At 65.4% G+C, this 12,738-nt stretch carries 13 protein-coding genes; 12 read left to right on the top strand and 1 reads right to left on the bottom strand.

Annotation, left to right across the window (positions count from 1 at the left end; genetic code table 11):
• Positions 1–107: 107 nt before the first annotated feature.
• Together greA and DFS13_RS28035 are read left to right on the top strand one after the other, a co-directional pair.
• Entirely contained in the window at positions 108–584 is a 477-nt protein-coding gene (greA, locus tag DFS13_RS28040) for a transcription elongation factor GreA (protein ID WP_006476345.1), read from the top strand.
• Between the two features lie 14 nt (positions 585–598).
• The gene (locus DFS13_RS28035) at positions 599–1,057 is read left to right on the top strand and encodes a DUF4149 domain-containing protein (protein WP_006497614.1); all 459 of its coding nucleotides are present in this window, start codon (positions 599–601) and stop codon (positions 1,055–1,057) included.
• 68 nt (positions 1,058–1,125) lie between these two features.
• Here the strand turns inward: DFS13_RS28035 and DFS13_RS28030 are convergent, their stop codons facing one another.
• Positions 1,126–1,653: a YhbY family RNA-binding protein gene (locus DFS13_RS28030; RefSeq protein ID WP_006490572.1), complete on the bottom strand. Its 528-nt coding sequence runs from the start codon at positions 1,651–1,653 to the stop codon at positions 1,126–1,128.
• Positions 1,654–1,846: 193 nt separating this feature from the next.
• Between DFS13_RS28030 and DFS13_RS28025 the strand changes: the two genes are divergently transcribed.
• From DFS13_RS28025 to phoB, 10 genes are all read left to right on the top strand, one after another.
• Positions 1,847–2,509: an RlmE family RNA methyltransferase gene (locus tag DFS13_RS28025; protein WP_006476343.1), complete on the top strand. Its 663-nt coding sequence runs from the start codon at positions 1,847–1,849 to the stop codon at positions 2,507–2,509.
• 166 nt (positions 2,510–2,675) lie between these two features.
• Positions 2,676–4,574 carry an ATP-dependent zinc metalloprotease FtsH gene (ftsH, locus tag DFS13_RS28020; RefSeq protein ID WP_006490511.1) on the top strand — a complete coding sequence of 633 codons (1,899 nt, stop codon included), beginning with the start codon at positions 2,676–2,678 and terminating at the stop codon, positions 4,572–4,574.
• Positions 4,575–4,602: 28 nt separating this feature from the next.
• Positions 4,603–5,544, top strand: a complete 942-nt coding sequence (gene folP / locus DFS13_RS28015; protein ID WP_006493125.1) for a dihydropteroate synthase — start codon at positions 4,603–4,605, stop codon at positions 5,542–5,544.
• A gap of 27 nt (positions 5,545–5,571) precedes the next feature.
• A complete protein-coding gene (gene glmM, locus DFS13_RS28010) occupies positions 5,572–6,927 on the top strand; it encodes a phosphoglucosamine mutase (protein WP_006497611.1) in 1,356 nt (451 codons plus the stop codon).
• A 441-nt stretch (positions 6,928–7,368) separates the two neighbouring features.
• Positions 7,369–8,403 carry a phosphate ABC transporter substrate-binding protein PstS gene (pstS, locus tag DFS13_RS28000; protein WP_006490565.1) on the top strand — a complete coding sequence of 345 codons (1,035 nt, stop codon included), beginning with the start codon at positions 7,369–7,371 and terminating at the stop codon, positions 8,401–8,403.
• Between the two features lie 94 nt (positions 8,404–8,497).
• Positions 8,498–9,484, top strand: coding sequence for a phosphate ABC transporter permease PstC (gene pstC, locus DFS13_RS27995; RefSeq protein ID WP_006490596.1), 987 nt, complete (start codon positions 8,498–8,500; stop codon positions 9,482–9,484).
• Positions 9,481–10,374: a phosphate ABC transporter permease PstA gene (gene pstA, locus DFS13_RS27990; protein WP_034178403.1), complete on the top strand. Its 894-nt coding sequence runs from the start codon at positions 9,481–9,483 to the stop codon at positions 10,372–10,374. The genes pstC and pstA overlap by 4 nt, the downstream gene beginning before the upstream one ends.
• 15 nt (positions 10,375–10,389) lie before the next feature.
• Complete coding sequence (gene pstB, locus DFS13_RS27985; protein ID WP_006490515.1) at positions 10,390–11,238, top strand: phosphate ABC transporter ATP-binding protein PstB; 849 nt, start codon at positions 10,390–10,392, stop codon at positions 11,236–11,238.
• An 18-nt stretch (positions 11,239–11,256) separates the two neighbouring features.
• A complete protein-coding gene (phoU, locus tag DFS13_RS27980) occupies positions 11,257–11,961 on the top strand; it encodes a phosphate signaling complex protein PhoU (protein ID WP_006490618.1) in 705 nt (234 codons plus the stop codon).
• Between the two features lie 31 nt (positions 11,962–11,992).
• Positions 11,993–12,694, top strand: coding sequence for a phosphate regulon transcriptional regulator PhoB (phoB, locus tag DFS13_RS27975; RefSeq protein ID WP_006750313.1), 702 nt, complete (start codon positions 11,993–11,995; stop codon positions 12,692–12,694).
• Positions 12,695–12,738 lie beyond the last annotated feature (44 nt).

Below are 12,738 nucleotides of genomic sequence, written 5' to 3'. Positions count from 1 at the left end.
CCTGTCGAAGCAACACGTGCCGCGATTAGGCGGTGTTTCCAGTGCATCGGAAGCGCGCTTAATCGCGGTGATTTTTTTTATAGCCGTTTTTAGCGATTGAGCCGTTTATGAGCACCATTCCGTTGACAAAGCGTGGCGCAGAGCAACTGCGCGATGAATTGCAGCGCCTCAAGTCCGTCGAGCGGCCGGCCGTGATCAACGCGATCGCGGAGGCCCGCGCACAGGGCGATCTGTCCGAAAACGCCGAATACGACGCAGCGAAGGAAAAGCAGGGCTTTATCGAGGGCCGCATCGCGGAACTCGAATCCAAGCTGTCCGCCGCGCAAATCATCGATCCCACGGTGCTCGACGCCGATGGCCGCGTGGTGTTCGCCGCGACGGTCGAACTCGAGGATCTCGAGTCGGGCGACACCGTCAAGTACCAGATCGTCGGCGACGACGAAGCCGATATCGATCACGGCCTGATCTCGGTCAGCTCGCCGATCGCGCGTGCGCTGATCGGCAAGTCCGAAGGCGACGTCGCGGCCGTGCAGGCGCCGAGCGGCGTGCGCGAGTACGAAATCATCTCGGTCAGCTACATCTGAAGCGGGGCGACGTGATGCCGCATCGCGTGTTCCGTCTGCTGTCGGCCGTGTGGGTCGGCAGCCTGCTGACGATCGGGTATGCGGTCGCGCCCGTATTGTTCAAGACGCTGGAGCGGATGACGGCCGGTTCGGTCGCCGCCCAGCTGTTCCGCATCGAGGCGATCCTCGGCGTCGTGTGCGGCGTACTGCTGCTCGCGTTGTCGAATCAGCAGGTGCGGCGCGGCAGCAGCGAGTATCGCCGCGTGCGCTGGATCGTCGCCGCGATGGTCGTATGCGTGCTGGTCGGGTATTTTGCGCTGCAGCCGTTCATGAACGCGCTGCGCGTGGCCGCGATGGATGCGGGCACCGATATCGCGAATTCGCCGTATGCGAGCCGCTTCGGGATGCTGCACGGCGTCTCGAGCGTGTTCTATCTCGTCGAAAGCGTGCTGGGGCTGATGCTGATCTGGCGTCTGCCGGCGCGCGACGCCTGAACGCCCGTCGCTGCGCGTTGCGCAACGACGGGGCAGGGCGGCACGGCAATCCGTGCCGCACCGGCGCGTTACTTGTCCTGGAACGGCCGCTTGGTGCTGGCCTGGCGCTTTTTCGCGCGCTTCACGGTACCGCCTGCCGTCACGCGTTCGTTGCCGCGCACCGTGACCTTGACCGGCCGCGGACGGCGCACGGGGCTCGCGTTCGGCGACACCTTGACGACCTTGACGGTGCGCGGTGCACGGCCTTTCTTGTCGTCCGCGGCTTCTGCCGCGCTCGGCAGCGCACCGGCACGACGGCCGCGGGCCGGCGCCGCAACCGCGGCCTCGGGCTTCCAGATCACCAGCAGCTTGCCGATGTGTTGAATCGGCGCCGCGTTCAGGCGGTCGCAGATCTCGTCGTAGATCGCGATGCGCGTGTCGCGCTCGTCGCCGAACACGCGGATCTTGATCAGCTGGTGCGCATCGAGGTGCACCTTGATTTCCTTCAGCACGGCGTCGGTCAGCCCTTCGGCGCCGATCAGCACGACGGGCTTGAGCGCATGGGCCTGGGAGCGCAGCGCGGAGCGCTCGGCGGGAGAAAGCGAAAGGGCGGGCATGGAAATGTCGAAATCTAAATAAGGGCGCGCTGGCTGAAAAGCGATCGCGGGACGTTGCCGCGTCAGCCGTGCGCCGAAACCACGTAAAATCGCGGCTTGGGCCTGAAAAGGGGCCGCAGCCGCGCGAAGAAGACGCGTATTATCCGCTAAAAGCGCGGCTTCACGAAGCAATTGGCAGCAATCTCTCTCTCGAATGGCAAAAAACCGCTTCAACCAGCACTGGCTGCACGACCACATCAACGACCCGTACGTCAAAATGGCGCAGCGGGAGGGCTATCGCGCGCGCGCCGCGTACAAGCTGAAGGAAATCGACGAGCAGGACAAGCTGATCCGTCCGGGCCAGGTGATCGTCGATCTCGGCGCCACGCCGGGCAGCTGGAGCCAGTATGCCCGCAACAAGCTCGCGCAGGGCAAGAAGCGCGACGCGGAGCGCGAAGGCGGCATCGACGGCACGATCGTTGCGCTCGACATCCTGCCGATGGAGCCGATCGCCGACGTCCACTTCCTGCAGGGCGATTTCCGCGAGGACGACGTCCTTCACCAGCTCGAAGAAGTGCTCGAAGGCCGCGCGGTGGACCTTGTTATTTCCGACATGGCCCCCAACCTCTCTGGCGTGGCCTCGGCGGACGCGGCGCGCATCGAGCATCTCTGCGATCTGGCGCTCGAATTCGCGCAGAACCATCTGAAGCCGGACGGTGCGCTGCTCGTGAAGTGCTTTCACGGCAGCGGCTACAGCCAGATCGTCGAGAAATTCAAACAGCAGTTTAAGGTTGTCGCGCCGCGCAAGCCCAAGGCATCCCGCGACAAATCGTCCGAAACGTTCATTTTGGGTCGGCAGCTGAAGCATCCGCGCTGATGCGGAGTGCGGTGCCGCAAACGGGCTCCGGCCCTTGCCAGACAAGCGAAGCGCTATCGCCCCGGTTGTCAATGCTTATGGCGGGGGTGGTCGGACTGGATTAGAATGACCGAGGGGCGCCGCAAGGAAAATGTAGGCGCTCGTCTACGAGTGAAGGAGTGGTGCTTTGAACAACAATATGTTTTCGAAGGCAGCGGTGTGGCTGGTGATCGCACTGGTGCTGTTTACGGTGTTCAAGCAGTTCGACAAGCCCCGCGTCCAGGAAGGCGTGTCCTATTCGCAGTTCATGGACGACGCCAAGAACGGCAAGGTCAAGAACGTCATCGTTCAGGGGCGCAACCTCACCGTCACTCCGGCTGATGGCCAGAAATACCAGATCGTGTCGCCCGGCGACATCTGGATGGTCGGCGATCTGATGAAGTACGGCGTGCAGGTCAGCGGCAAGGCTGACGACGAGCCGAACGCGCTGATGTCCGCGCTGTACTACCTCGGGCCGACGATCCTGATCATCGTGTTCTGGTTCTACATGATGAGGCAGATGCAGGGGGGCGGCAAAGGCGGCGCATTCTCGTTCGGGAAATCGCGTGCGCGGCTGATCGACGAAAACAACAACGCGGTGAACTTCTCCGACGTCGCGGGCTGCGACGAAGCGAAGGAAGAAGTGTCCGAGCTCGTCGACTTCCTGCGCGATCCGCAGAAATTCCAGAAACTGGGCGGTCGCATTCCGCGCGGCGTGCTGCTGGTCGGCCCTCCGGGTACCGGCAAGACGCTGCTCGCCCGCGCGATCGCGGGTGAAGCGAAGGTGCCGTTCTTCAGCATCTCGGGTTCGGACTTCGTCGAAATGTTCGTCGGCGTCGGCGCGGCCCGTGTGCGCGACATGTTCGAGCAGGCGAAGAAGCATGCGCCGTGCATCGTGTTCATCGACGAAATCGACGCGGTCGGCCGTCATCGCGGCGCCGGCATGGGCGGCGGCAACGACGAGCGCGAGCAGACGCTGAACCAGATGCTCGTCGAGATGGACGGCTTCGAGGCGAATTCCGGCGTGATCGTGATTGCCGCCACCAACCGTTCCGACGTGCTCGATAAGGCGCTGCTGCGTCCGGGTCGTTTCGACCGCCAGGTCTATGTCGGCCTGCCGGATATCCGCGGCCGCGAGCAGATCATGCGCGTGCACCTGCGCAAGGTGCCGATCGCGAACGACGTCGACGCGGCAGTCATCGCACGCGGCACGCCGGGCTTCTCGGGCGCCGATCTCGCGAACCTCGTGAACGAGGCCGCGCTGTTCGCCGCACGTCGTGGCAAGCGCATCGTCGAGATGCAGGACTTCGAGGACGCGAAGGACAAGATCTTCATGGGTCCGGAGCGCAAGTCGGCCGTGATCCGCGAGGAAGCGAAGCGCGCAACCGCCTATCACGAGTCGGGCCACGCGGTGATCGCGAAGCTGCTGCCGAAGGCCGACCCGGTGCACAAGGTCACGATCATCCCGCGCGGTCGCGCGCTGGGCGTGACGTGGCAGTTGCCGGAGCATGACAACGAGACGTATTCGAAGGATTACCTGCTGGACCGCCTCGCGATCCTGTTCGGTGGCCGGGTGGCCGAAGAGCTGTTCATGAACCTGGTCAGCACCGGCGCATCGGACGATTTCAACAAGGCCACGCAGACGGCGCGTGCAATGGTCGCCCGGTTCGGCATGACCGACGCGCTCGGGCCGATGGTCTATGTCGACGACGAGAACGATGCGTCGCCGTTTGGCCGGGGCTTCACGCGCACGATCTCGGAAGCGACGCAGCAGAAGGTCGACTCGGAAATCCGCCGCGTGCTCGACGAACAGTACGGCCTCGCGCGCCGCCTGCTCGAAGAGAACCGCGACAAGGTCGAAGCGATGACGGCCGCACTGATGGAGTGGGAGACGATCGACGCCGATCAGATCAACGACATCATGGAAGGCCGTCCGCCGCGCTCGCCGAAGAGTTCGCCGGCTGTCGGCGGCGATTCGTCGGGCGGCGGCAGCAGCGCCGAGGTGAAACCCGGCAACGCGCCGGCGCCGGCCACGCCGGCGGCATAATCTCCGCTTTAACGCCGTTCACGGGCTGGTGTGGCTTCACACCGGCCCGTTTTGCATTCATCCACATCCGTTGCTCGTGTCCGACTCCGCAGTGTCCCCGTTCCTTCCCGCGCCGCTCCAGTGCGGCCGCTTCGAACTGACGTTCGAACGCCCGCTCGTGATGGGCATCCTCAACGCCACGCCCGATTCGTTCTCCGACGGCGGCCGCTTCCTCGCGCGCGACGATGCGCTGCGCCGGGCCGAGCGGATGATTGCCGAAGGCGCCGACCTGCTCGATATCGGCGGCGAATCGACGCGCCCCGGTGCGCCGCCCGTGCCGCTCGACGAAGAGCTCGCGCGCGTGATCCCGCTCGTGGAGGCGCTGCGGCCGCTGAACGTGCCGCTGTCGATCGATACCTACAAGCCGGCCGTGATGCGCGCGGCGCTGGCCGCCGGCGCGGACCTGATCAACGACATCTGGGGGTTCCGCCAACCGGGCGCGATCGACGCGGTGCGCGACGGCAACAGCGGCCTGTGCGCGATGCACATGCTCGGCGAGCCGCAGACGATGCAGGTCGGCGAGCCCGACTACGGCGACGTCGTGACCGACGTGCGCGATTTTCTCGCCGCGCGCGCGCAGGCGTTGCGCGACGCCGGCGTGGCGGCGGAGCGCATCTGCGTCGATCCCGGCTTCGGGTTCGGCAAGGCGGTCGTCGACGACAACTATGCGCTGCTGGCCGCGTTGCCGGACACGGCGCCCGCGCGGCCCGACGGGCGCGCCTACCCGATTCTCGCGGGCATGTCGCGCAAGTCGATGCTCGGCGCGGTGATCGGCGGCAAGCCGCCGCTCGAGCGCGTCGCGGCGAGCGTGGCGGCCGCGTTGTGCGCTGTCGAGCGTGGCGCCGCGATCGTGCGCGTGCACGATGTCGCGGCGACGGTCGATGCACTCAGCGTCTGGAACGCCGTGCGCGCAGCCGCGCGGCAACGATAAGTCAGAAAACGAAGGAGGAAGGACCCCATGGGACGTCGATATTTCGGCACGGACGGTATTCGCGGCACGGTGGGCGACGCGCCCATCACGCCGGATTTCGTATTGCGTCTCGGTTATGCGGCCGGCAAGGTACTGGCCGGCTCGGCCGACGTCGCGGCAGGCTCGCGTCCGACCGTGCTGATCGGCAAGGACACGCGCGTGTCGGGCTACATGCTCGAAGCCGCGCTCGAGGCCGGCTTCTCGGCAGCCGGCGTCGACGTGATGCTGGCCGGCCCGATGCCGACGCCCGGCGTCGCGTACCTGACGCGTGCGCTGCGCCTGTCGGCCGGTGTCGTGATCAGCGCGTCGCACAACCCGTATCACGACAACGGGATCAAGTTTTTCTCGGCTGACGGCAACAAGCTGCCGGACGACACCGAAGCCGCGATCGAAGCGTGGCTCGACAAGCCGCTCGAATGCGCGGCGTCCGACGGGCTCGGCAAGGCGCGCCGCCTCGACGACGCAGCCGGCCGCTACATCGAATTCTGCAAGAGCACGTTCCCGGCCGCGTTCAACCTGCGCGGACTGAAGCTCGTGATCGATTGCGCACACGGCGCCGCGTACCAGATCGCGCCGCACGTGTTTCACGAACTCGGCGCTGACGTCATTCCGATCGGCGTCGCGCCGAACGGCTTCAACATCAACGACGGCGTCGGCGCGACCGCGCCGGACGCGCTGGTGCGCGCGGTGCGGGCGAACCACGCCGATCTCGGCATCGCGCTCGACGGCGACGCCGATCGCCTGCAGGTCGTCGACGCGGCCGGCCGCCTGTACAACGGCGACGAGCTGCTCTACGTGCTGGTGAAGGACCGCATCGTCACCGACGGCAAGGTCGAAGGCGCGGTCGGCACGCTGATGACCAACCTCGCCGTCGAAGTCGCGCTGCAGCGCGAGGGCGTGAAGTTCGTCCGTGCGGCGGTTGGCGACCGCTACGTGCTCGAGCAGTTGCGCGAGCATGGCTGGCAGCTCGGCGCGGAAGGGTCGGGCCACATCCTGTCGCTCGACCGGCATTCGACCGGCGACGGCATCGTGTCGGCGCTGCTGGTGCTGGCCGCGCTCAAGCGCAGCGGCCGTACGCTCGCGCAGATGCTCGACGGCGTCACGCTGTTCCCGCAGAAGCTGATCAACGTGCGGATGAAGCCGGGCGCCGACTGGAAGGGCAGCGCGTCGATTCGCGCGGCGATCGACGCAGCCGAAGCCGCGCTTGCCGGCAGCGGCCGCGTGCTGATCCGCGCATCGGGCACGGAGCCCGTGCTGCGCGTGATGGTCGAGGCGCAGCAGGCGGCCGACGCGGTGCGCCATGCGGAGACGATCGCCGACGCGGTGCGGGCGGCGACGACCTGACCGGGACAGGGCGCGCGGCGGCCCGGCCGCTTGCGCGCCCGTTTTCGGTGAATGTGCATGCGGCGCCCTCGGGCGCCGCGGTTTTGTCGGACGCAAAGGTTTGCGACACCTAATAGAAGGGTCCTTCGCCAAACGCATTCTTCCGATCAATTCAGGCATCCGACCCCGGAATCACGCCTGCCGCCGGACCGGGCTCCCCCTCCGGCCGACCCTGCGCTACGATGCGCGCGCACGCCCTTGAAAACGGGCGTTCACCCCGTCCCTCCGAGGCAGGCAATTCTTGCCGCCAGCGCCGCTCCGGCGCCCCGACGCGCCACCCGATACTCCCTTTCAACCAGTCATGTTACTGTCACGCCAGTTTCATCGATTGTCACATTACCGTCATGAGCAGCCCCTAACCTTCGCGGTGCCGTAGTCATCCGCTCACACACTGGAGGTCTCATGAAATTGATGCAAACCGCGATTGCCGGCCTGGCTGGCGCGCTTTTCGCCGTCGCCGCCCACGCTGCCGACATCACGGGCGCAGGCAGCACGTTCGCGATGCCGATCTATACGAAATGGGCCGCGGACTACCAGCAGTCCGGCGGTTCGAAGGTCAACTACCAGGGCATCGGCTCGTCGGGCGGCCTGAAGCAGATCGTCGCGAAGACGGTCGATTTTGCCGGTTCGGACGCACCGCTGAAGGATGAAGAGCTCGCGAAGGAAGGCCTGTTCCAGTTCCCGACGGTGGTCGGCGGCGTGGTGCCGGTCGTCAACGTGCCGGGCGTGAAGGCCGGCGAACTGACGCTGTCGGGCCCGGTGCTCGGCGACATCTACCTCGGCAAGATCAAGAAGTGGAACGACCCGGCGATCGCCGCGCTGAACCCGAAGGTCAAGCTGCCGGATACGGACATCGCCGTGGTCCGCCGCGCTGACGGTTCGGGCACGAGCTTCATCTGGACGAACTACCTGTCGAAGGTCAACGACGAGTGGAAGTCGAAGATCGGCGAAGGCACGACGGTCAACTGGCCGACGGGCACGGGCGGCAAGGGCAACGACGGCGTCGCGGCCTTCGTGCAGCGTCTGCCGGGCGCGATCGGCTACGTCGAGTGGGCGTACGCGAAGAAGAACAACATGACCTACACGGCCCTGAAGAATTCGACGGGCACGGTGGTCGAGCCGAAGACGGAAACGTTCAAGGCCGCGGCAGCCGGCGCGAACTGGTCGAAGTCGTTCTACCAGATCCTGACGAACCAGCCGGGCAAGGAAGCATGGCCGGTCGTCGGTGCGACGTTCGTGCTGCTGCACGCGAAACAGGACAAGCCGGAGCAGGGCGCGGAAACGCTGAAGTTCTTCAGCTGGGCGTTCAAGAACGGCGAGAAGGCTGCCGACAGCCTCGACTACATCTCGCTGCCGGCGACGGTCGAGACGGAAATCCGCAAGCAGTGGAAGACGAAGGTGACGGACGCTTCGGGCAAGCCGGTCGCCGCCGAGTAAGCCATCCAGCGGTTCGCTGCCCGGCCGTGCCGGTCGGGCAGTGTGTGCGGTAAAGCCGGGCGTCACGGCGCCCGGCGATCAAAAGCAGGCACCCATGTCTGATATTTCATACACGTCCTCCCGATCGCCCGACAGTGCGCAGCAGCGCGCGCCGAGCCGTCTCGGGGATGTCCTGTTCGGCGGCCTCGCACGGCTCGCCGCGATCGTGACCCTGCTGCTGCTGGGCGGGATCATCGTTTCCCTGATCATTGCGTCGATGCCGACCATCCAGAAGTTCGGCATCGGCTTCCTGTGGCAATCCGAGTGGGATCCGAACTCGGATGTGTACGGCGCACTCGTGCCGATCTACGGCACCATCGTGACGTCGATCATTGCACTCGTCATCGCGGTGCCGGTCAGTTTCGGCATCGCACTGTTCCTCACCGAGCTGGCGCCCGTGTGGCTGCGCCGTCCGCTCGGCATCGCGATCGAGCTGCTCGCCGCGATCCCGTCGATCGTGTACGGCATGTGGGGCCTGCTCGTGTTCGCGCCGATCTTCGCCGAATACTTCCAGAAGCCGCTCGGCCGTCTGTTCAAGGACGTGTGGGTGCTCGGCCCGCTGACGTCCGGCCCGCCGATCGGCATCGGCATCCTCGCGGCCGGCGTGATCCTCGCGATCATGATCATCCCGTACATCGCATCGGTGATGCGCGACGTGTTCGAAGTCACGCCGGTGCTGCTGAAGGAATCGGCATACGGGATCGGCTGCACGACCTGGGAAGTGATGTGGAAGGTCGTGCTGCCCTACACGAAGACCGGCGTGATCGGCGGCGTGATGCTCGGCCTCGGCCGCGCGCTCGGCGAAACGATGGCCGTGACGTTCGTGATCGGCAACACGAACCTGCTCGACAGCGTGTCGCTGTTCGCGCCGGGCAACAGCATCACGTCGGCGCTCGCGAACGAATTCGCGGAAGCGCAGCCGGGCCTGCATACGTCGGCGCTGATGGAGCTTGGCCTGATCCTGTTCGTGATCACGTTCATCGTGCTGTCCATCTCCAAACTGCTGCTGCTTCGTCTCGAGAAGGGAGAGGGCAAGAAATGAGCGAGCCCATCATGAATTTCCCGGGGCCGGACGGCGCCGTGCTCGACGCGATGCGCAATCGTCTGCAGCGCCAGCGCAAGGTCGTCAACGCGATCGCGCTCACCGCGTCGCTCGGCGCGATGGCTTTCGGCCTGCTGTGGCTCGTGTGGATTCTCTACACGACCGTGCACCTCGGCGTCGGCGGCCTGTCGCTGCAACTGTTCACCGAGTCGACGCCGGCCCCGAACACGGAAGGCGGCGGTCTCGCGAACGCGATCGTCGGCAGCCTGCTGCTGTGCGGCTTCGGCACGCTGGTCGGCACGCCGATCGGCATCCTCGCGGGCGTCTATCTCGCCGAATACGGCCAGAAGAACCTGCTCGCCAGCACGATCCGCTTCATCAACGACATCCTGCTGTCGGCGCCGTCGATCGTCATCGGCCTGTTCGTGTACGCGATCGTCGTCGCGAAGTCGGGGCGTTTCTCGGGCTGGGCCGGCGTGATCGCGCTCGCGCTGCTGCAGATTCCGATCGTGATCCGCACGACCGAGAACATGCTCAAGCTCGTGCCGAACGCGCTGCGCGAAGCGGCCGTCGCGCTCGGCACGCCGAAGTGGCGCATGGTGCTGAAGATCACGCTGCGCGCGTCGGTCGGCGGGATCGTGACGGGCGTGCTGCTCGCGGTCGCGCGGATCGCCGGCGAAACGGCGCCGCTGCTGTTCACCGCGCTGTCGAACCAGTTCTTCTCGGTCGACATGAGCCAGCCGATGGCGAACCTGCCGGTCACGATCTACAAGTTCGCGATGAGCCCGTTCGCGGAATGGCAGTCGCTCGCATGGGCGGGCGTGTTCCTGATTACGCTCGGGGTGCTCGGACTGAACGTCCTGGCGCGCTCGATCTTCTCGAAAAAGTAACGGCGGAGCAATCCGATGAATATGGCAGAAAGCCACCTGAATCCCGTCGAGCGCACCGCTGCGCCCGCCGGCACGCAAGACGCGGCGCACGGCCGTCCGCTCGCGCCGCTGAACGCGAAGATCGAGGTCAACAACCTCAACTTCTTCTACAACAAGTTCCACGCGCTGAAGAACATCAACCTGCGCATTCCCGAAGGGAAGGTGACGGCGTTCATCGGCCCGTCGGGCTGCGGCAAGTCGACGCTGCTGCGCACGTTCAACAAGATGTTCGCGCTCTATCCGGAGCAGCGCGCCGAAGGCGAAATCCTGATGGACGGCGAGAACCTGCTGACGACGAAGCGCGACATCTCGCTGCTGCGCGCGCGGATCGGCATGGTGTTCCAGAAGCCGACCCCGTTCCCGATGTCGATCTACGACAACATCGCGTTCGGCGTGAAGATGTTCGAAAAGCTCACGCGCTCGGAAATGGACGACCGCGTCGAGTGGGCGCTCACGAAGGCCGCGCTGTGGAACGAAGTGAAGGACAAGCTGGGCCAGAGCGGCTACGGGCTGTCGGGCGGCCAGCAGCAGCGTCTGTGCATCGCGCGCGGCATCGCGATCCGTCCGGAAGTGCTGCTGCTCGACGAGCCGTGCTCGGCGCTCGACCCGATCTCGACCGGCCGCATCGAGGAGCTGATCGCGGAGCTGAAGAGCGACTACACGGTCGTGATCGTCACGCACAACATGCAGCAGGCCGCACGCTGCTCGGATTACACGGCCTACATGTACCTGGGCGAGCTGATCGAGTTCGGCGAAACCGAAAAGATCTTCATCAAGCCGGTGCGCAAGGAAACGGAAGACTACATCACCGGCCGCTTCGGCTGATGACGGAGAACAACAGTCATGTCGGATAAACATCTGTCGAGCCAGTTCGACGCGGACCTGAATGCCGTGTCGTCGAAAGTACTGGAAATGGGCGGACTCGTGGAGTCGCAGATCGTCGGCGCGATGCACGCGCTGAACGAATTCGATCGCGAGCGCGCCGAGAAGGTGATCGCGGCCGAGGAAACGCTGAACGCGATGGAAGTGGACATCGACCAGGAATGCGGCAACATCATCGCGCGGAGACAGCCTGCCGCGCGTGACCTGCGTCTTTTGATGTCGATCTCGAAAACGATTACGAACCTCGAGCGTGCCGGCGACGAAGCGGAGAAGATCGCGAAGCGCGTGCGCCGCCTGATCGACGAGCCGGCCGCGCGCGCGGTCAACATCGCCGAGATCAAGGTGTCAGGCGAGATGGCCGTGACGATCCTGCGCCGCGCGCTCGATGCGTTCGCGCGCCTCGATACGGTGGCCGCCGCGCAGATCGTCAAGGACGACAAGGAAATCGACCAGGAATTCCGCGCGTTCGTGCGCAAGCTCGTGTCGTACATGCAGGAAGACCCGCGCACGATCTCGGTCGGCCTCGAATACCTGTTCATCGCGAAGGCGATCGAACGGATCGGCGACCACGCGAAGAACATCGCCGAATTCATCATCTACATCGTGAAGGGCACCGACGTGCGGCACCAGCCGCGCGACACGCTCGATCGCGAAGCCAACAGTTAATCGACTCCGTACAGGAAGAACAGAGGTGCCGATGCCCAGCAACATTCTCGTCGTTGAAGATGAGCCCGCGATTTCCGAACTGATCTCGGTGAATCTCCAGCACGCCGGTCACTGCCCGATCCGTGCGTACAACGCCGAACAGGCGCAGAACCTGATCAGCGACGTGCTGCCCGATCTCGTGCTGCTCGACTGGATGCTGCCGGGCAAGTCCGGCATCGCGTTCGCGCGCGACCTGCGCAACAACGAACGGACCAAACACATCCCGATCATCATGCTCACCGCCCGCGGCGACGAGCAGGACAAGGTGCTCGGCCTCGAAATCGGTGCGGACGACTACGTGACGAAGCCGTTCTCGCCGAAGGAACTGATGGCGCGGATCAAGGCCGTGCTGCGCCGCCGCGCGCCGCAGCTGACCGAGGACGTCGTGTCGATCAACGGGCTGCGCCTCGACCCGGCCACGCATCGCGTCGCCGCGCACGGCGACGGCAGCGAGATCAAGCTCGATCTCGGCCCGACCGAGTTCCGCCTGCTGCATTTCTTCATGACGCATCCGGAGCGCGTGCACAGCCGCACGCAACTGCTCGACCAGGTGTGGGGCGACCACGTGTTCGTCGAGGAGCGTACCGTCGACGTGCACATCAAACGATTGCGCGCGGCCTTGAAACCGGCCGGCTGCGATGCGATGATCGAAACCGTGCGCGGCAGCGGCTACCGCCTCGCCAAGCACGCGTAACGTATCCGGGCATGCCGTGTGCCGCGGCATGCCGTTCCTTCTTT

Origin of the sequence: Burkholderia sp. 28_3 (assembly GCF_003253915.1) — a bacterium.
GTDB classification, from domain to species: Bacteria; Pseudomonadota; Gammaproteobacteria; order Burkholderiales; family Burkholderiaceae; genus Burkholderia; species Burkholderia cenocepacia.
This window is presented reverse-complemented; position numbering and strand designations above follow the sequence as displayed.

Excerpts from the sequence above, each read along its gene's own strand:
- greA (WP_006476345.1), top strand. The coding sequence starts at position 108 with ATGAGCACCATTCCGTTGACAAAGCGTGGCGCAGAGCAACTGCGCGAT.
- DFS13_RS28035 (WP_006497614.1), top strand. The coding sequence starts at position 599 with ATGCCGCATCGCGTGTTCCGTCTGCTGTCGGCCGTGTGGGTCGGCAGC.
- DFS13_RS28030 (WP_006490572.1), bottom strand. The coding sequence starts at position 1,653 with ATGCCCGCCCTTTCGCTTTCTCCCGCCGAGCGCTCCGCGCTGCGCTCC.
- DFS13_RS28025 (WP_006476343.1), top strand. The coding sequence starts at position 1,847 with ATGGCAAAAAACCGCTTCAACCAGCACTGGCTGCACGACCACATCAAC.
- glmM (WP_006497611.1), top strand. The coding sequence starts at position 5,572 with ATGGGACGTCGATATTTCGGCACGGACGGTATTCGCGGCACGGTGGGC.
- pstS (WP_006490565.1), top strand. The coding sequence starts at position 7,369 with ATGAAATTGATGCAAACCGCGATTGCCGGCCTGGCTGGCGCGCTTTTC.
- pstC (WP_006490596.1), top strand. The coding sequence starts at position 8,498 with ATGTCTGATATTTCATACACGTCCTCCCGATCGCCCGACAGTGCGCAG.
- pstA (WP_034178403.1), top strand. The coding sequence starts at position 9,481 with ATGAGCGAGCCCATCATGAATTTCCCGGGGCCGGACGGCGCCGTGCTC.
- pstB (WP_006490515.1), top strand. The coding sequence starts at position 10,390 with ATGAATATGGCAGAAAGCCACCTGAATCCCGTCGAGCGCACCGCTGCG.
- phoU (WP_006490618.1), top strand. The coding sequence starts at position 11,257 with ATGTCGGATAAACATCTGTCGAGCCAGTTCGACGCGGACCTGAATGCC.
- phoB (WP_006750313.1), top strand. The coding sequence starts at position 11,993 with ATGCCCAGCAACATTCTCGTCGTTGAAGATGAGCCCGCGATTTCCGAA.